The following is an 18,544-nucleotide window of genomic DNA, read 5'->3' as shown; positions in this document are numbered from 1 at the left end:
TGACGCCCCTGTGGGCGCGACGCGCTGACAGGGGGCGATCCCGGCATAAGCCATGGGACCGGAAGCTTAACGACTCCCGGAGTTGTGGCGGGATTTAGACCTGTTGGCCGTTGCTGTCAAGGATTGTGCCTGCCTTTCCAGCTGTCAGCAGGCTTTGACCTGCATCATGGTTCACGCCGTTTGCGACAGGTATCCTAGGATCAAATGAACAACACTCTTAAAGGAGCTATGAGATGTATAAAAATGTCCTTGTACCAATCGCGCTGGATCATGAGCGCAATGTTGATGAGGCGCTGAGCATCGCCAAGGCCATCGCCGAGAAGGGCGCGAAGATCACTGCCCTTCATGTGATGGAAGATATTCCGGCCTATGTTGCGCAGTATCTGCCCGAAGGACAGATGGAAGAGAACATCAATGAGCTTGAACGCCGGATGATTGCTGAGCTTCACGACGAGCCAAATGTTGGCACCGCGGTTGTGTCGGGCCATGCAGGTCACGCCATTGTCGACTATGCTAAACAGCATGGTGTGGATTGTATCGTTGTGGCTTCACACCGTCCGGGCATTACGGATTTCTTTCTGGGATCGACCGCCGCACGTGTCGTGCGTCATGCGCCGTGTGCGGTGCATGTATCGCGGTAGGTGCAGATCAACATGAAGGTGGCAAAGCGGGTCCTTGTGGCCCGCTTTTTCGTACCTACATCTGTGCAATAGGATTAAAAGACGGAGTGTCCAGTACATGAAATGCCCGATAGACGGAACCGAGCTAAGAATGACCGAGCGCCAAGGGGTCGAGATAGACTATTGCCCCCAGTGTCGGGGTGTTTGGCTGGATCGCGGCGAGTTGGACAAGATCATTGAAAAAGCCACACCCGCAGTTGTGCTGCCCGACCCGGATCCGATTGCGCCGCCACCCCCTCCGGCTTCAGAGCCGGTGCGGATGCAAGAACTGCGCCGCGCGCAGTATGACGATCGCGATGACGATGACCGTTATCGTAAGCCATCGCGCAAGGGTAAGTATCGCGACGACGATGATGATGACGATTATCGGCATGGGCGTCGCTATAAAAAGCGCAAGCGCAAGTCGATCTTGGCCGAGATTTTTGACTTCGATTGATAGAATGGGTGAGCCATTTCAGCCCTCCCCTCAAATCTCGTGTTCATCTGACGGGCGAATGGCGCTAGGCTTGTTATAACGACAAGGAGGACGCCATGCCCAAAATCAGCAAAGCCCCCGACTATCAAACCGTTATTACCACGTTCGAAATGACGCCGGGCACCTGCCAGGACCTTCTGGACGCGCTTCAGGACGCTTATGACAGCTTCATCTCAAAGCAACCCGGATTTGTCGGGGCGGGCCTGCATGTGAATGACGCGCAGACCCGTATTGCCAATTATTCGCAATGGAAGCGCCGAGAAGATTTTCAGGCGATGCTGCGTACAGCCGAAATGCGCGAACGTAATCGGAAGATCGCGCTTATGTGCAAGAGCTTCGAACCGGTCATGTATGACGTGTTTGAGACGTTTAACTGACCCGGTGGGAAGGCAAGGCGTCGACGCGAAGGCCGAGCTACGGAGCAGGTAAGGATCGCCTGCATTGACGTTCAGACGTCCTCCACACAAACTGGTGGCAGCGATTGGAGGCACGCGATGGCGCGCAAATACGATCATCTGCGAAGCATGTTAAGGGGGGTGGCTGTAACCACAGCCCTTTCGCTGTTCGCGTCACCGGCAAGCGCACAAGACCTTATCGGAGCTTATACCGCCTATATCGGCCAGCCCGATTTGGTGAATTCAAAGGGTGCGCGCCTGACCCAGCCGTGGCAGGTTCTTCGGCAGGATCGTGCGAATTTTCACCGGTTTGGGATCAGCCAACCAGGTGATGAATTTGACCCGTTCTTCGGCTCGATTGGGAACCGGAAGATCATGGAACGCATGGTGATGAACGGCACCATTGATCCCGCTGCGGCCAAACGGCTGTTGCAGGGTGGAGCCGTTGTTTTTGTGCGGATTTTTGGCAAAGGCAACAGCGGCACGTCGGTTACCGTGACCGTCGCGAATTGATCCGTTTTATACGCTGGAGCAGATGATGCACCAATGCTGCCGCTTCATGTACATACGCTTGAATGATGCGATAGACGGACTGAGATCCGATTTCAGGCGATACACTGTTGGTAAATAGTCCAAATTCCCGCGCGACCATTCGAGCGCGAAAACTATGATAACGATCGGTCACAAGTGTGACTTGAGCATCTTGGGGAAGCATGTCGATGCAGTTCTTGATGTTTTCAAATGTGGTGCCCGACTTGTTTTCTTCAATGACGGCTGAGGACGGAACACCAGCTTGGACGCATATCTCAGCGATGAGTTCGGCTTCGCTCTTCCCCGCCCGAGGAACGCCGCCTGAGGCGATTATTCGGTCAACATGACTTTCCAAGAATAGTTTCGCTGCGGTTTCGGACCGGCGTCGCAGGGCGGGCGATGCTGTACCGTCCGGACGCACCGCTGCTCCCAGCACAATCGCGATACGTGTCATTCAGGATAGGCTTTGCGGCACGCTTTGATCCCGGCAACGGCCTTACGCTGCAAGGGGCCGAACCGGGCTTTCATGCTGGCCAACTGGGCTTTCTGATTAGGAATATCGACGGTGACAGGTGTTTCGACCTCGCGAAAACGGGTTTGCCAACACAGATAGGCTTTCTTTTCTTTGGTATAGCAGATTTGGGACGTGCGATATGGTTTGGTCTGCTTGAAAAGCGCATACCCCCGCTCGATGGTCGCTTCCTTTTCCCGGATTTCAGCCAACAGCCCACGCGCGTCAGCAGACGCGCTGGCAACGCAGCGCTGTTGTGGGGTGGCACAGGCGCTAAGGCCGACCAGAAGGCCAAGCCCCATCAATCCAAGGAGGTGTCGTGAAAGACTCATGGTACCAATTCCTGAACAAATGCTTCCATTTCCCCAAGATACATCACTCGGCAGGGCGGGGGAAGTGTGGGGCCGGAATAGAGCGACCGCCAGGTGGCGCGGCGACTGCGACCAAAGGGCTCAGGCAGAGGGATCCAATCAGATACGCTTGTGTGCCTGCGCCCACCCCGCTATCTCTGCGAGAAAGAGAGGGGACCCCATGGCACGAGAAGCAGGCGCCACAAGCGTCGAGATGGACGAGCGCGAGAAATCAAAGCAGATAACCGCCCTTTCCGGGCTCTGGCCCTTCGTGCGCCCATATCGCATCTGGTTGTTTGCTGCCTTCGCTGCGCTGACCTTTACCGCAGGGATTTCGTTGGTCTTGCCGCTGGCCGTACGGCGCGTGATTGATGGTTTCGGCGCAGGTACAGCCCAGTTGCTGGACAAGTACTTTCTGGCAGCCCTTGTGGTCGCCAGTCTGCTCGCGCTGGGCACTGGGCTTCGTTACTATTTGGTGACCCGACTTGGCGAACGGATCGTTGCAGACATCCGCAAAGCTGTCTTTGCCCGTGTGGTCGGCATGAGCCCCGCTTTCTTTGAAAACATCATGACCGGTGAAGTCCTAAGCCGGATCACCACGGACACGACGTTGATCTTGTCGGTCATCGGGTCGTCTGTCTCGGTGGCGCTGCGCAATGTGTTCATCTTTTTTGGCGGGCTGATACTGATGCTCTACACCTCGGCCAAGTTGACGGGGCTGGTGTTGTTGATTGTGCCGCTTGTCATCGTTCCAATCATCGTATTAGGGCGCCGTTTGCGGGTGTTGGGGCGTGAGAACCAGGAATGGATCGCCAAAAGCTCGGGGAATGCGTCTGAGGCGTTGCTGTCGGTGCAGACCGTTCAAGCCTTTACCCACGAAGATCGAAGTCGTGGTGTGTTTTCCGATCTGACCGAAGAAAGCTTTCTATCTGCCAAGCAACGAATTCTGACACGGGCGATCATGACCGTGATCGTCATTGCACTGATCTTCTCTGGTGTGGTCGGTGTTCTTTGGATCGGTATGCGCAATGTGACATCCGATACGCTGACGATTGGGGCGCTGGTCCAGTTCGTGATCTATTCAGTGATGGTCGCCGGCGCGGTCGGGGCCTTGTCAGAAATCTGGAGCGAACTGCAACGCGCCGCAGGTGCGACCGAACGATTGGTCGAGCTGTTAAACGCCGAGGACACGGTCAAAGATCCTGCCAAACCGGTAACACTCACTGAACGTCCCAAAGGTGCCATCGCGTTTGAAGATGTGGTCTTCCACTACCCCGCGCGCCCGACCCAAGCGGCGTTGCGGGATGTCACGTTAACGGTCGCGCCCGGCGAAACGGTTGCTCTTGTAGGTCCATCAGGGGCAGGCAAGACGACGATCATCCAGTTGATCCAACGGTTTTATGACCCTGAATCCGGTGCGGTAAAACTGGATGGGATTGATCTGCGCGACATGCGCCGTGACGACTTCCGCGCGCATGTCGCTATGGTGCCGCAAGATGCGGTGATATTTGCTGCGTCGGCACGCGACAACATCCGTTTCGGACGGCCCGAAGCAACAGACGCCGAAGTCGAAGTGGCTGCACGCGCCGCCGCCGCGCATGAGTTTTTGACGAAACTACCGGAAGGGTATGACACATTTGTGGGCGAGCGCGGCGTGATGTTATCAGGTGGGCAGAAGCAGCGGATCGCCATTGCCCGCGCAATTCTACGCGACGCACCGATCTTGCTTTTGGACGAGGCGACGTCGGCCCTTGATGCCGAGAGCGAACGATTGGTACAACATGCTGTCGACGAACTGGCGCAAGGCCGGACCACGTTGATCGTGGCCCACCGATTGGCCACCGTGAAAAAAGCCGACAGGATTGTTGTCTTCGACGAAGGCCACATTGTCGCGCAGGGCACCCATGATGAGCTTGTCGCGCAGGATGGGCTCTACGCGCGCTTGGCGCGGCTGCAGTTTACGGCGGGTCCGGAATAGACTTTCGTCCCTATTCGCGGCCTCCCGGCACGACCTCTCCTAGCGTCACCTAAATTCGCCACGTCACGTCACACTTGCGGGGTGGGACGTTTGGCCTCATTCTTATGATCAAATGACAGCCCGAACATACGGGCGTAGGGAGGAAGCCGAATGTATGATTTTGCCTCGATGAAGGACCGCAATGCGGTCGAGGCCGAGATGAGCTGGGACGAACGTGAAAAACCCGTCACGCTTTATCAAATGCTGGAAGGGACTGCGAAGAAATTTCCCGACCGACCCGCCGCGAGTTACCAACTGACATCTGGACCGACGGATGCCAAGGAAACGGTGACATGGCGCGAGATGCTAGAGCGTTGCTGTCAGGCCGCCAACCTGTTCCGGTCGCTGGGCATAGGTGAAAACGACGTTGTCGCATTCCTTCTGCCCAATTGTAACGAGACGATCTATACACTGATGGGTGGGGCAATCGCAGGGATCGTAAACCCGATCAACCCACTTTTGGATTCGGATCAAGTGTCGGGCATCCTGCGCGAGACGAATGCCAAAGTTCTGGTGACGCTCAAGTCCTTCCCGAAATCCGAGGTCGCACAGTTGGCGGCGAAATCCGTGGCCAAAGCGCCGAATGTGGAAACGGTGTTAGAGATTGATCTGAACCGCTATCTTAGCCCGCCGAAAAGCTGGCTGGTGCCGCTTCTGCGTCCCAAGAATCCAGTGGACCACAACGCGCGGATCTTGGATTTTGTGAAAGAAATGTCACGCCACAATACCTCGCTGGATTTCCAAGACAGCGCCGAGGACCGGATCGCGGCCTATTTCCACACGGGCGGCACAACCGGCACCCCCAAAGTGGCGCAGCACAAATACTCTGGCATGGTTTATAATGGCTGGCTTGGCTCAAGCCTGTTGTTTGACGAAAACGACGTGATCATCTGCCCGTTGCCGTTGTTCCACGTCTTTGCGGTGCATGTGATTTGGATGTCGGTCCTGTCGGCGGGCAGCCACTTTGTTCATCCGACGCCCGCGGGCTATCGCGGTGACGGCGTTTTCGACAATTTCTGGAAACTGATCGAACGCTACAAGGTCAGCTTCATGATCACCGTACCTACGGCGATTTCTGCGATGATGCAGCGCCCGGTTGATGCGGATATTTCAAGTCTGAAAACGGCGTTCTCTGGGTCCGCCCCTCTACCGATTGAACTTTACAACCGGTTTGTTGAGGCGACAGGCGTGAACATCGTCGAAGGCTATGGCTTGACCGAGGCGACATGTCTGGTGTCATGCAACCCGCCCACGGGGGCCAAGAAGGTTGGATCAGTTGGCGTGCCCTTCCCCTACACGGATATCAGGGTCCTGACCTGCGATGAAAGCGGTGCGGTTCAGAAAGAGCACGGCGTCGATGAGGTCGGCGAGATCTGCCTGCACAACCCCGGTGTCTTTGCGGGCAATACGTATACCGAGGCGGCAAAGAATGCAGATCTTTATGCTGATGAGAAATACTTGCGTACTGGGGATTTGGGCCGCCTGGACGAAGACGGCTATCTGTGGATCACGGGACGCGCCAAAGATCTTATCATCCGCGGGGGTCACAACATTGACCCTGCCGAGATCGAGGAGGTTCTGGCCGGGCACGAAGCCGTTGCCTTTGTTGGGGCCATCGGTCAGCCGGACAGCTACGCGGGTGAACTGCCCTGCGCATATGTCGAGCTTGTGGGCGGGGCCGAAGTCACGACCGATGAACTGATGGCATATGCCAAGGAAAATATCCACGAAAAGGCCGCGATGCCAAAGCATGTGGAAATTCTGGACGAGCTGCCCAAAACCGCGGTGGGGAAAGTATTCAAGCCCGATCTGCGCAAATCAGCGATCACTCGAATTTACAACAAGGCGCTGACCGAGGCTGGTCATCCCGCCCAGGTCGTTGAAGTGATCGACGATAAGAAACGCGGCTTGGTCGCGCGCCTACGTTCGACCGGCGACGTGGATCATGAAGAAGTCGCACATTGCCTTGGCAACTTCACCCGTCCGTTCGAGTGGATGGATTGATGAGCTAAGCGTCAACGCTTGAGACAAGAAAACAGCGCGCCTGATCGGCGCGCCGTTTGTTTTTGCAAGCAGTCAGAAAGCCTTAGAACCGGAAGGTGCCGCGCAACTGAACTGTCGTTGCGTCGACGTCGATGCCACTGCCGTTAAAGTCCGAGAACTCGTGGTACAGAACTTCTGCGCCAAGGTTGAAAGAGCTTGTTACGCGGTGTTCGTAGCCCGCGCCAATGAAGTAGCCATCACTGTTGTCCAGCGTATCCGTATAGGCATTGGCATAACCCGCCGTTGCGTAGATAAGGCCGTCACCGGTTTTGTAACCACCCCGCGCTTTGACGCGCAGCACGTTTTGCAGGATGGCCGCGCCACCAACGTCAACATTCGCCCAATCGTAATCCAAGCCAACACCGGCAACCCAACTGCCCATGTCAAAATCATAACCAGCCACGATGCCACCGATCGCGCCGCTGCCGTTTACACCTGCAATCGAAGTGCCAACATCAGCATAGCCGACCTGTGCACCGACATACGCTCCTGTCCAATCAGGTGTTGCCGCTGGCGCGGGTGCGTAGGCAAGAGTGGGAGCTTCAACGGGCTCTTGCATGCCACCCGCAAGGGCCGCCGAGGTTGTCAGCATTGTGGCCGCCGACACTGAGATTAATTTCTTCATCATGTGAACGATCCTCTCTTGGTTTCTGTGTTTCTAATACGCAAACAAATTGTTTTCGGATCAATCCAAGCGCAGTTTCCACACCAGAAGTAGGGCGCTTGCCGGCAGATCCACGGGAAAAAGGTCCCTGTGAACAAGAATAGAGGGCGCATGTGAGCGCCCCCAAATCACGGTTCTGCGATGGGCTGCTACCTGCCCATGATGGGGAAGGAGCGGTCCATGGGTTTCAAATACCTGACAGGGTCAGTGGAGCTTGTTGGTCAGGTTAATCGTGACGGCCTGACTGTCTGCACCTTCCATTGGCAACACACGACCAGACGGCTCGATATCCAGTTTCAATCGCGTGGCAAAGCGCGGCCATACGGCTGGGATTAGGCCCAGAACTTTGGTGGCGCCCAGTTCACGGGCTGATTTTGTCATCTCGTTAACCAATATGCCCATCACGGCATTGCGGATGCGCTGTGGTGTGTTGTGAGAGACAAATATTCGGCTCGATTCCCAGACGTTTTCGGCCACAGGCGCTTCGTCATACATCAAGTCCGAGGGGATTGAATCCAGAAGCCCAAGCTGGGCATCGCGGATCATATAGGAGTATATGCCACAACGCGCGGTGGTTGGGGTCAGGCGCACGCCGGCCATGACCTCTCCAAATTTGTGAACGGCAACCCAACGGCTGGCCGGCGTGTCATACTGATCGTATTCCATGCCCAAGGCTTCGGGCAGGTCCCAGCGGTTTTGAACGATAAAGCTTTGCCGTCTAGCGCGAAGAAGATTGGCAAAAAGCTCGCCATGATTGTGTATATTTGCGAAAGAAAGTGTGGTGGTCTGCATAACATCCTCCGGTTTGGTTGAAAAAGGCGCAGGCCGTAGCGCTGGCCGGGGCTAAATAAGTCGGTAGTCTTTGGCTTTCTGGATGGCTTCAGCCGAGGTGCGGGCGGATAATTTTGTGCGTGCGGCCGTCAGCCGCGCTTTCAGCGCGCTTTGCGATATGCCCAAAACGGCCGCACCGTTCGCGTACCGTTCGCCCGAGGCGAGCACTTGTAGCGCCTGTATCTCAGCGTCTGTCAGCGTATCAGGCGGCTGCGAAACATGATGAAGGCGCAGGATGATGCCGCTGATCATGGCGATTTCTTCGTCGGTAAATTCACGATCTGGTCGGGCGAGACCGGCAACCGTGCGCGAAGCAATCTCGCCGCACGAGACGCAAACGCCATACGTCAACCCATGCTGTGCGGCGTCATGTAAAATGTTGAAAGGGTCAGGCAGATCAATGTCGCTCCACCGGGTCGCACCAGTGCGAGAGATGCCCCACGCGATCATGGGATCGCGCAGCGCGAGCGCGTTGCGCGTGTAGTGTTTGATCCATGAGGCAGGATAGGTCTGAAAGGTCATCAATGGGGCCGCAAAGCGGACATGAAGACCAATGAAATACCCGGCGGTGGCCACAGGGTTTAATTCGCTTAGAAGCGTGTCTATTGCTTGGTTACGGCTCATAGTTAAATTTTGGTTACACTTAGGGCAAAAACAACCCTAAATTGTATATAAAATTTAAATCACAATTTAAAAGAATGTACGTTCTTGCCAGAAACACCAACAATCGTTGACTATTTGGCGTGCTCTGGTGTGAAATCTGCCTCGAAAAAAGCAGATAGCCCAACCGCTGGTGTTTTGTAGATCGTAAACAATTTGCAGGGCCGGGTTGTATTGATGTCAGTTTGGCGAAAATAGCCGAACCGGAAGAGTGGGGCGTTACCAGAATCACCACGAAGGCGAGGTGCCCGAAGATCGCAAATTTAAAGGGCGCGCCAGCATACGGACGCGCCCTTTAGAGCAGAGATTTGGCTTGAGAAAGACGAAAGGCTGCGTTGAAGCTAGTCCAAGAACGCCTTCTCGACCACGTATTGCGCTGGTTTCGAGTTTGCGCCTTCTTCCAACCCTGCCTCTTCCAAAAGCTCCTTGAGCTCGAGGTTGAACGGAAGATTGCCGCAGATCATGGCGCGATCCGTTTCTGGGCTGAGCGGCTCGATGTCCAAGTCGGCGAATACCTCGCCTGAGCGGATCAGGTCAGTGATCCGGCCCATCTTGGGGCTCTCTTCGCGGGTGGTGGTCGGGTAGTACTTAATCTTCTTCCAAAAGCCGTCGCCGATGACCTCGTTCAAAAGTTCATCGTCCTTCAGAGCTTCGATCAGGTTCGCGCCATAGGTCAGCTCGCCCACTTCGCGGCAGGTGTGGGTGATGATGATCTCATCGTAGTCCTCGTAGGTTTGCGGTTCGCGCAGAAGCGACGCAAAAGGTGCAAAGCCGGTACCGGTGGCAAAGAACCACATCCGCTTGCCGGGGATCAGTGCATCATGCACCAAGGTGCCGACCGGTTTGGGGCGCAGGATTATCTGGTCACCTACTTTGATGTGTTGCAGCTTCGAGGTCAGCGGGCCGTCAGGCACTTTGATCGAATAAAACTCCAATTCTTCGTCCCAGCTGGGGGACGCGATGGAGTAGGCGCGCAGAAGGGGTTTCTGCTTGCCGGTCTCGGGATGCGGATCGCCCATCAGGCCGATCATCACAAACTCACCCGAACGGAAACGCAGGGTTTGCGGCCGCGTGCAGCGGAACCTGAACAGGCGGTCGGTGTAGTGTTCAACGTCGGTCACCGTCTGCGCATCGGGCAGGGTGGGGACCGGTTTTACTTTGGCTTCAGCATCCATAATGGGCGTCACTTCATTCATAAGCGTCAGCGGGGCCCAAAGCCCCGCCCTTTCTGTCTGGGTATATAAGAGGGTTCCGAGAGGCGGTCTAGCCGGTCATCCGCGACCTATAGTCATAGGCCTTCCAGTCTGCGCGCGACAACCAATCGGCTTCGGGCTGGCGGATCGACTGCTCTTCACTGATCTCGACTTCATCAAAGCCGGACCGACGCGCCATCGCGTATTGATCCGAGATGACATGACCATGGGCGCGAAGGCGGCCTTCGTAACCCAGAAGGCGCAGTTGGCGTCCAAGGGTGAAGCCACGCCCATCCGCGAAGGACGGGAAGTCAATGCGGATGGCAGGAACGCCGGCCATTAGATCGGCGAGCGCTGCCGGATCGGTATCAGATGCCAAGTGCAGACCGCGCGTATCATTGGCTGCGCGCTCCTCTACTGTGGCGAAGCCGTCGTTCCAATCGTCACGGCCAAAACCGTTATCGGTTACAATCACGCTCATGCCTCAGCTCCTATCCGAACCATTTTCCCATCGACAAAGTGGATGCCGCATTCTGTTTTCTCTGCCCCGCGCCAGCGCCCGGCGCGCGGGTCTTCCCCCGGTTTGACCGACGAGGTGCACGGCGCACAGCCAATCGAGGGGAAGCCACGGCCCACAAGCGGGTGACGGGGCAGGCGGTTGTTGATCATATATTCGCGAACATCCTCGGACGCCCAATGCGCCAACGGATTCACCTTCAGGCGTTCGTTTTCGGCCTCGAAGAATTGCAGGTCCACGCGCTTGCCGCCCTGAAAGCGCTTGCGCCCGGTGATCCAGCCATCAAAGCCCTCAAGCGCGTTTTCCAAAGGCTCAACTTTGCGCAGCTCGCAGCAGGCATCTGTATCCGCCAAATGCAGGATGTTGTCCGGGTCACGTTTGAACAGCTCGTTTGCGTCTGGCTGAATGACCCGCACATCCGTCAGGCCCAGCCTTCCCGAGACCTCCACCTGATAGTCCAGCGTTTCCTGAAACAGCATCTGCGTGTCCAGAAAGATCACCGGAACGGTACGGTCGATGCGCGATACCATGTGAAGCAACACGACGCTTTCTGCGCCAAAGCTCGAGACCAGAGCCAGTGCTCCGATGGTGCTATCAGACAAGGCGCGTTCAATAACCGAGGTGGCCGAATGGTGCTTGTAACGCCCATTCAGTGCCTCGGCCCGACTGGCGGGTGAAGATATGGGGGCTTCAAGCGGCATTGGTCTTGTCCTCCTCGGGATAGAGGGCGGCTTTGAACGGCGCTTCGCCAAGACGGCGGAAGGCGTCGATGAATGTCTCGCTCTCGTCTTCGCGCAGCTCAAGATAGGCCAGAACAACCCGTTCGACGGCTGGTACGATCTGATCATAGGCAAAGCCCGGGCCAGCGCGTTTGCCGATCACCGTGTCGGGACCAGCGTCGCCACCAAGAGTGATCTGGTAGTTCTCGACACCCGCGCGGTCCAAACCAAGGATGCCGATATGGCCCAGATGGTGGTGACCACACGCGTTGATGCAGCCCGAGATTTTGATTTGCAGGTGGCCGACATCATGTTCGATTTTTAGCTCGTCAAAGCGTTCTGCGATTTCCTGTGCAACCGGGATCGACCGCGCCGTCGCCAGCGCGCAGTAATCCATGCCGGGGCAGGCGATGATGTCCGAGATCAGACCAGCGTTTGCCGTGGCCAGTCCATGCGCGCGCAAGGTCGCGAAGACTGCAGGCAGGTCCGCGCGGTGCACATGGGGTAAAATCACGTTTTGCTCGTGGCTGATGCGAATATCGCTGTGTCCGAACTGTTCGGCAAGGTCAGCTATGACACGCATTTGGTTGCCATCCGCATCCCCCGGTGTCGCCCCGTGGGCTTTCATCGAGATTGTGACGATCCCGTAGCCATCGGCGCGGTGATCATCGACATTCGTGTCGCTCCACGACCGGAAGATCGGGTCTGCATCGCGTGCGGCGTGGTAGCCTTCAAGCGAAGCGGATTTAAATGTGGGCGCGGTGAAATCTGCGGTAATCGACGCCAGATGCTGCTGGTCCACACCCGAGAAAAGCGGGCGCAGCTGGGCAAAGCGAGCTTCGACCAGCTCGTCGATCTTATCGATGCCGTTCTCCATTGTGGTGATCTTGATGCGCGCCTTATACTTGTTATCGCGGCGACCCAGCGTGTTGTAGACGCTGACGACAGCCTCGACATAAGGCAGCAAGTCTTCGCGCGGCAGGAAGTCTTTCAAGACCTGACCAACAACCGGCGTGCGGCCAAGGCCACCACCGACAAGGATCTGATAACCAATCTCTCCGGCATCGTTTTTCACGATGCGAATGCCGATGTCATGCGCTTTGGTGACAGCACGGTCTGCTTTCGACCCGGTCACGGCCAGCTTGAACTTGCGCGGCAGGAACTGGAATTCCGGGTGGTCGGTGGACCATTGGCGCAAAAGCTCGGCTGTCGGGCGGGGGTCTTCAACCTCGTCCGCTGCGGCACCGGCGAAATGGTCCGCTGTCACATTGCGGATCGTGTTGCCCGAGGTCTGGATCGCGTGCATGCCAACATCAGCCAGCGCGTCCAGCATGTCAGGAATGTCCGCCAAACGTGGCCAGTTGAATTGGATGTTCTGACGCGTGGTCCAATGGCCATAGCCCTTGTCCCAACGCTCGGCGATCATCGCGAGTTGGCGCATTTGGTGCGGGTTGAGCGAGCCATAGGGGATCGCCACACGTAGCATGTAAGCGTGTAGCTGCAGGTAAACGCCGTTCATAAGGCGCAGGGGTTTGAACTCATCCTCGGTCAGAGCGCCGGACACACGGCGCGCCACCTGGGTACGAAACTCGCCTACGCGATTGCGTACGAAGCTTTCGTCAAAATGATTGTAGTCATACATTGGCGACGGCCTCCGGTGCCGATTGCTCTGTCTGTTTGCCGTGGAAGCGGTTCGATGGGCCTTTTGCCCGGAACGCTTCGCGGAAATGGGTGGGGACGGGACCGGTTGGACCTGCTTGCGCATCGGCCAGATAAGGGCCAACGGCGATGTCCGGCTGGGTTAGGGCCAATGCAAGCTGAGAGCCCGCTTCCGCTTCATCTTCGATCAGCCAGGCCATACACATTTCGCGCGCCCAAGACCCGTCGCGGGCCAGATAAATTACGTCACCTTCGATCAGATCGTTTGCCGTGACGACTTTTGGGGTAAAGGGGCGGGGCATGGCCTGTCCTTTCTTGTTGCGTTCCTGCTCTATATAGGACATTTTCCCACCAATTCGCGATATGAGCGGGTAAATAAGGAACGTTGTTTCGGTTTGGGCGTCAGTTGGAACGCTCGGACCACAAGAAGGGAAATATCGAAATGTCTGTTCGTCTGGACGAGATCGACCGGAAAATCTTGCGCGAGCTTCAACGTGATGCGGGGCAGTCTTTGGACGTTATTGCCAAGAAAGTCGGATCATCGAAGACACCGGTGTGGAACCGGATTCGCAAGATGCGCGAGGGCGGCGTGATCGGGCAAAACACCATGGTGATGGACGCCGACAGCCTTGGGTTCGAGGCCTGTTTTTTCGTTCTGGTGCGCACTGCCGAACATGATGCCACCTGGCAAGGAGACTTCCTAAGCGCTTTGAAATCTCGCCCCGAAGTCATGGAAGCCCACCGATTGGCTGGCGAAATTGACTATATCCTGAAGGTGCGTGTGAAAAACGCCCGTGCCTATGACGAGTTCTATCAGGCCCTCATCTCGGAAGTGAAAATCTTCAACGTGACCGCGCTTTTGTCGATGGAAGAGATCAAGTTCTCGACCGAGCTGCCGATCTAAACCTCAGGTTTGCACCATGAGCTTTTCGAGCCCATGGAAGTGGTAGACATTGCCAAACTTGGGCGGTGCGGTGAGCCTTAGGTTCGGGCAGCGCTCAAACAGGATTGGCAGTGAATGGGCCATTTCCAACCGGGCCAGCGGCGCACCGATGCAAAAATGCGCGCCTGCGCCAAAGGACGTGTTGGGTTTGATCGGTCGCGCTGGATCAAACGTGGCGGGATCATCCCACACATCCGGATCCCGATTGGCCGCGCCCAGCAGCAGGCCAATCTCGTCGCCTCGCTTCAACTCGTTGCCGTAAAATACTGTATCCTCATAGACATGTCGCGTGAACATATGAAGCGGCGGGTCAAAGCGCACGACCTCTTCTGCTGTGCCACCAATAGTGTCTGTCGTCAGGAATTCAGCGGGCGTTTTCTGTTGCAAGATGGTCTTCACGGCGATGGCCAGTGCGTGCACGGTCGCCTCGTGGCCGGCGTTCAAAAGCAGAATGCAGGTGGAGATCAGTTCATCGGTGGATAGACGTTCGCCTTCTTCCTCAGCGGTGATCAACTCGGTGATCAGGTCGTCACGGGGATCGCCACGCCGTTGATCAATATAGTCACGCATGAAAGCCACAAAGGCTTCTGTCGCGGCAACTGCGTCATCCTCGATCTGCCGGGTGCGACGCGCTTGATACATCGATACCATCGCGTTTGACCACTTCAGCAGGTCATCAGCCATGTCTTCGGGCACGCCCAGAAGGCGGCAGATAATAATCACTGGAATACGGGTCGCGAAGGTCGGTAGCAGGTCAAACTCACCTTTTGGGAAGGCGTCGATCAATTGATGCGTTAAGACCTCGATCTCGGGTCCAAGCCCAGCGATCCTGCGCGATGTGAATGCGCGCAGCACGAGCTTTCGCAGGCGAGTGTGTCGTGGGGCCTCAAGCTCCAGCATGGAATGGGCTTCGACCGCGTAGAAAGGTGCCAGGTGATCGGGGAACTCAATCGGGGTGACAGGCTCGCGGCCAAACCGGCGGTCGCGCAACAATGCGTTCACGGCCCCGAAACTGACGGCCATTGGCATGTCATATTCGTCCCAAAAAAACAGATCACCGCCCGCACGTGCGCGGTCGTAAAAATCATAGGGATTCTGAATGAAGTCGGGGTCTGTCGGAGACTGTTGTAAGCGTAGCATTGCGGCATGTTCACCAAACTCGCTGGTCTTTGCAAGCGCAGCTTTCTATTCTCGCCACATGTTTCGCTATTTGCGCACCAAATGGGTATTTCCCTTTTTACTTGGCACACTTGCCGTAAGCGCCGGCGTTTGGGCCGTGGCATGGCGCGCAGCCCTTGCTCCGTTAGCAGAGCAGGCATCGTCCGAGCTTGCACTGGCATCGGACCAGTTGACCCGTCACCTGTTTCGATACCGTGAATTGGCTGTGGTCTTGGCAGAGCATCCCGTGTTGCGTGCCCGTTTGGGTGGCGAAGAGGATGCTGACGGTGCTGCCGATCAATTGCTGCAATCCATGGCGGATATGACCGGGGCGCATCATCTTTCGTTGGTCGGAGTAGACGGGAAGGTTCTTGCGGCGTCAGGTGAGGGGGCGGCTCAGCTTGATCCCTCGGCTCCGTTGATTTCGCGTGCATTGAACGGGGCTTTGGGCGCCGAAGCGCGGTTCCAGACGGCCCAGAATGGCGCGACACGACGCGTGTTTTCGTTTGCGGCGCCCATGCATGCCCCGGACGGAAGCGCGCTGGGCACGGTTGTTGCGCGCACAAATTTGCTGGATTTCGAGGAGAACTGGCCCTCCACTGCTGCGGCCTTGTTTTTTACGCAGAATAGGGCACGGGTGTTTGCGACAAATCGGTTGGACCTGGTCAATGCAGCGCATCCGGAAGACCAGTATTTGACAACAGCACCCAGCCGGTGGACAGGTCACGAGGTTTGGGAGCTGGACGCGGGCCCTTACTTTCCTGATCGCGCGATCCACATGACTCGCAATTTGCCAGTGGTTGGTCTGACAGGAGAAATCCTTCTTGATACTGGGCCTGCCGAACGCAGCGCAGCCTTGCTTGCTGGTATCGCTGCGGCGATTTGTCTGGGGATTGGGGCGTTGCTATTGGCAGTCGGGGAGCGTCGACGGGCCTTGAATGAACGGCTCAGGATCGAGGCTGCGGCGAATGCACGGCTTGAAGCACGCGTGGCCGAGCGCACGCAGGCCCTATCGACCGCCAACACGGATCTACTGCGCGAAAACCGTGAGAGGCGCGAAGCGGAGGCGGCCCTTAAGAAGGCGCAGGATGACTTGGTCCAGGCAGGCAAACTTTCGGCGCTGGGCCAGATGTCGGCTGGGATCAGTCACGAACTGAACCAGCCACTGATGGCAATCCGTAGCTTTGCTGAGAACGGCACCCAATTTTTGGAACGCGGCAGCACCGATAAGGCGCAGCAAAATCTTGGGCGCATCTCGGAGCTGTCGCAACGAATGGGACGTATCATCAAGAACCTGCGGGCTTTTGCGCGCAATGAAAGTGAGCCTATGGGGAAGGTTGACCTGGCGCAGGTTATCGACACCGCGGTCGAGCTATCAGGCGCAAGGTTGCGCGCGGACGGGGTGGCATTGGACTGGCAGCCTCCGAATACACCAATCTATGCGAGGGGTGGCGAAGTCCGTCTGTCTCAGGTCTTTGTCAACCTGATCAACAACGCCGCCGATGCGATGGCAGGGCAGAATGACAAGATTATCCAAATACGCGTAATTGCGGAACATGCGCTGTCCGTCACCGTATGTGATACCGGCCCGGGGATCAAAGACCCGGACCACATCTTTGAACCTTTCTACACAACCAAGCAGGTCGGCGATGACGGCATGGGGCTTGGTCTTTCGATTTCATACGGTTTGGTGCAAAGTTTCGGCGGTGATATTCGCGGACGTAACAGCGAAACCGGTGCCATATTCACCGTTGAACTTCCGTATTGGCAGGAGCCTGCATGACCAACACCGTTCTTTTGGTTGATGACGATATGATGGTGCGCGAGGCGCTGGGGCAAACGTTGGAGTTGGGCGGGCTGAACGTGATCTCTGCCGGTAGCTATGTCGAAGCGAAGGATCGGATTCAGGCAGGTTTCGACGGCGTAATCCTTTCCGATATCCGTATGCCCGGTCGGGATGGTTTTGCGCTTTTGGCGCAGGCTCAAGCGGTGGATTCCGAGCTTCCGGTCATCCTTCTGACTGGCGAGGGTGATATTCCCATGGCTGTGCGGGGGATCAGCGAAGGCGCGTTCGATTTTCTGGAAAAACCGTGTGACCCAGCCGCATTATTGACGGCGGTGGGACGGGCGTTGCGCACACGCGCTTTGGTGTTAGAGAACCGCGCGTTGAAAGCACAGGCAGAGAATGGAGATGCGGCCGCGCGATTGTTGTTCGGTGAAAGCAAGCTGGCCGAGGATTTGCGCACCCGGGTCAGGGCGGCGGCCAAAGCACATGCTGAGGTCTTGATATGCGGTGAGGCAGGATCGGGTACGTCGAAGGTGGCTGAAGTCATTCACCTTTTGTCGGGCGACGCGACACGCCCTTTTGTCAAGTTGCCCGCGGCTGGAATGACAGCTGCCGGACTTGAAGATGCGTTTCGCCGCGCTGAGCATGGTACGTTGTTTCTGGACGAGGTTGCCGCATTGGAAGGCCCCGCCCAATTCACGCTTCTCCACCTTCTAGATCAAGCAGGTAGCACTCGGCTTTTAGCAGGTACCTACAGGGAACTGGACGCCGAAGTTGATGCCGGTCGGTTTAACCCCGACCTCTATTACAAGCTGGATGTTCTTCGCATCCGTATCCCGGCCCTGCGGGAGCGTAAGGAGGACATCCCTGTTTTGTTCCGTCACTATGTTTCAATCGCGAGCGAACAGGCCGCGCTGACTCCACCCCCGCTCGACCAAGACGTGATCGGGCACCTGATGGCACAGGAATGGCCTGGCAACGCGCGTTCCCTGATGAACGCTGCGATGCGGTTTGCGATGGGGCTTGGGTTTGAGGACGCTCAAGATACGCGATCGGAAACACGCCCGGGTCTGAGTGACCAGCTTGCACAGATGGAACGCTCTCTCTTGATCGAGGCGCTGAGGCGCAATCAAGGCGGCGCAAGTGCGGCGGCGCGCGACCTAAAACTGCCCCGCAAAACCTTTTATGACAAGCTGACACGGCACGGGATTCGACCGGAGCAGTATCGGTCATAACTGTGTGGAAATCCGCACGATTGACTGGGTGGCCTGTGCGAAGAACCGCTCAGGCTCCATTCCTTGGATCTCTCTTCTGCGCGAAGATCGTCTCGTTAGTTGTTGAATTAAAAATATATTATACGTCCCTTAGTTTCTAGAGACCGTTTTTCTTGGCGCGATGTCAAATCCGTGACC

Annotated in this window: 20 protein-coding genes; 9 read left to right on the top strand and 11 right to left on the bottom strand. The window is 56.7% G+C overall.

Translation table 11 applies throughout. The features are described 5' to 3' along the window. Positions 1–233: 233 nt before the first annotated feature. The 4 genes from V6N04_RS09815 to V6N04_RS09800 all read left to right on the top strand — a co-directional run bounded on the left by V6N04_RS09815 (position 234) and on the right by V6N04_RS09800 (position 2,063). Positions 234–641: a universal stress protein gene (locus V6N04_RS09815; protein ID WP_371169963.1), complete on the top strand. Its 408-nt coding sequence runs from the start codon at positions 234–236 to the stop codon at positions 639–641. Positions 642–738: 97 nt separating this feature from the next. Then, entirely contained in the window at positions 739–1,116 is a 378-nt protein-coding gene (locus tag V6N04_RS09810) for a TFIIB-type zinc ribbon-containing protein (protein WP_371169962.1), read from the top strand. Positions 1,117–1,211: 95 nt separating this feature from the next. Further along, complete coding sequence (locus V6N04_RS09805) at positions 1,212–1,532, top strand: antibiotic biosynthesis monooxygenase family protein (protein WP_371169961.1); 321 nt, start codon at positions 1,212–1,214, stop codon at positions 1,530–1,532. 117 nt (positions 1,533–1,649) lie between these two features. After that, complete coding sequence (locus V6N04_RS09800) at positions 1,650–2,063, top strand: hypothetical protein (protein ID WP_371169960.1); 414 nt, start codon at positions 1,650–1,652, stop codon at positions 2,061–2,063. Here the strand turns inward: V6N04_RS09800 and V6N04_RS09795 are convergent. Both V6N04_RS09795 and V6N04_RS09790 read right to left on the bottom strand, forming a co-directional pair. Then, positions 2,041–2,535 carry a YdcF family protein gene (locus V6N04_RS09795; RefSeq protein ID WP_371169959.1) on the bottom strand — a complete coding sequence of 165 codons (495 nt, stop codon included), beginning with the start codon at positions 2,533–2,535 and terminating at the stop codon, positions 2,041–2,043. The genes V6N04_RS09800 and V6N04_RS09795 overlap by 23 nt on opposite strands. Beyond that, complete coding sequence (locus tag V6N04_RS09790; RefSeq protein ID WP_371169958.1) at positions 2,532–2,924, bottom strand: hypothetical protein; 393 nt, start codon at positions 2,922–2,924, stop codon at positions 2,532–2,534. Before V6N04_RS09790 ends, V6N04_RS09795 begins: the two co-directional genes overlap by 4 nt. A 199-nt stretch (positions 2,925–3,123) precedes the next feature. Here V6N04_RS09790 and V6N04_RS09785 point away from each other — a divergent pair, with 199 nt between their 5' ends. Together V6N04_RS09785 and V6N04_RS09780 are read left to right on the top strand one after the other, a co-directional pair. Continuing rightward, the gene (locus V6N04_RS09785; RefSeq protein ID WP_371169957.1) at positions 3,124–4,920 is read left to right on the top strand and encodes an ABC transporter transmembrane domain-containing protein; all 1,797 of its coding nucleotides are present in this window, start codon (positions 3,124–3,126) and stop codon (positions 4,918–4,920) included. Positions 4,921–5,070: 150 nt separating this feature from the next. After that, entirely contained in the window at positions 5,071–6,963 is a 1,893-nt protein-coding gene (locus V6N04_RS09780; RefSeq protein ID WP_371169956.1) for an acyl-CoA synthetase, read from the top strand. 82 nt (positions 6,964–7,045) lie between these two features. Here the strand turns inward: V6N04_RS09780 and V6N04_RS09775 are convergent, their stop codons facing one another. The 8 genes from V6N04_RS09775 to V6N04_RS09740 all read right to left on the bottom strand — a co-directional run bounded on the left by V6N04_RS09775 (position 7,046) and on the right by V6N04_RS09740 (position 13,547). Then, positions 7,046–7,630, bottom strand: coding sequence for an outer membrane protein (locus V6N04_RS09775; RefSeq protein ID WP_371169955.1), 585 nt, complete (start codon positions 7,628–7,630; stop codon positions 7,046–7,048). A gap of 240 nt (positions 7,631–7,870) precedes the next feature. After that, entirely contained in the window at positions 7,871–8,458 is a 588-nt protein-coding gene (locus V6N04_RS09770) for an acyl-homoserine-lactone synthase (protein WP_371169954.1), read from the bottom strand. A 51-nt stretch (positions 8,459–8,509) separates the two neighbouring features. Continuing rightward, entirely contained in the window at positions 8,510–9,121 is a 612-nt protein-coding gene (locus tag V6N04_RS09765; protein ID WP_371169953.1) for an autoinducer binding domain-containing protein, read from the bottom strand. A 377-nt stretch (positions 9,122–9,498) separates the two neighbouring features. Beyond that, the gene (locus V6N04_RS09760) at positions 9,499–10,353 is read right to left on the bottom strand and encodes a ferredoxin--NADP reductase (RefSeq protein WP_371169952.1); all 855 of its coding nucleotides are present in this window, start codon (positions 10,351–10,353) and stop codon (positions 9,499–9,501) included. Positions 10,354–10,420: 67 nt separating this feature from the next. After that, positions 10,421–10,831, bottom strand: a complete 411-nt coding sequence (locus V6N04_RS09755) for a DUF934 domain-containing protein (RefSeq protein ID WP_371169951.1) — start codon at positions 10,829–10,831, stop codon at positions 10,421–10,423. Continuing rightward, complete coding sequence (locus V6N04_RS09750; protein ID WP_371169950.1) at positions 10,828–11,568, bottom strand: phosphoadenylyl-sulfate reductase; 741 nt, start codon at positions 11,566–11,568, stop codon at positions 10,828–10,830. The genes V6N04_RS09755 and V6N04_RS09750 overlap by 4 nt, the downstream gene beginning before the upstream one ends. Then, positions 11,558–13,228, bottom strand: a complete 1,671-nt coding sequence (locus tag V6N04_RS09745; protein WP_371169949.1) for a nitrite/sulfite reductase — start codon at positions 13,226–13,228, stop codon at positions 11,558–11,560. The genes V6N04_RS09750 and V6N04_RS09745 overlap by 11 nt, the downstream gene beginning before the upstream one ends. Further along, positions 13,221–13,547 carry a DUF2849 domain-containing protein gene (locus V6N04_RS09740; RefSeq protein ID WP_371170005.1) on the bottom strand — a complete coding sequence of 109 codons (327 nt, stop codon included), beginning with the start codon at positions 13,545–13,547 and terminating at the stop codon, positions 13,221–13,223. Before V6N04_RS09740 ends, V6N04_RS09745 begins: the two co-directional genes overlap by 8 nt. Positions 13,548–13,687: 140 nt before the next feature. On the opposite strand from V6N04_RS09740, the gene V6N04_RS09735 reads away from it, so the two are divergent. Continuing rightward, positions 13,688–14,149, top strand: a complete 462-nt coding sequence (locus V6N04_RS09735; protein WP_371169948.1) for an Lrp/AsnC family transcriptional regulator — start codon at positions 13,688–13,690, stop codon at positions 14,147–14,149. A 3-nt stretch (positions 14,150–14,152) separates the two neighbouring features. Here the strand turns inward: V6N04_RS09735 and V6N04_RS09730 are convergent, their stop codons facing one another. Next, a complete protein-coding gene (locus V6N04_RS09730) occupies positions 14,153–15,328 on the bottom strand; it encodes a cytochrome P450 (protein WP_371169947.1) in 1,176 nt (391 codons plus the stop codon). A 58-nt stretch (positions 15,329–15,386) separates the two neighbouring features. On the opposite strand from V6N04_RS09730, the gene V6N04_RS09725 reads away from it, so the two are divergent. Together V6N04_RS09725 and V6N04_RS09720 are read left to right on the top strand one after the other, a co-directional pair. Beyond that, complete coding sequence (locus V6N04_RS09725; protein WP_371169946.1) at positions 15,387–17,129, top strand: sensor histidine kinase; 1,743 nt, start codon at positions 15,387–15,389, stop codon at positions 17,127–17,129. After that, a complete protein-coding gene (locus V6N04_RS09720) occupies positions 17,126–18,367 on the top strand; it encodes a sigma-54-dependent transcriptional regulator (RefSeq protein ID WP_371169945.1) in 1,242 nt (413 codons plus the stop codon). The genes V6N04_RS09725 and V6N04_RS09720 overlap by 4 nt, the downstream gene beginning before the upstream one ends. Positions 18,368–18,544: the final 177 nt, after the last annotated feature.

The sequence above is a fragment of the Aliiroseovarius conchicola genome (assembly GCF_041403445.1).
GTDB classification, from domain to species: domain Bacteria; phylum Pseudomonadota; class Alphaproteobacteria; order Rhodobacterales; family Rhodobacteraceae; genus Aliiroseovarius; species Aliiroseovarius conchicola.
This window is presented reverse-complemented; position numbering and strand designations above follow the sequence as displayed.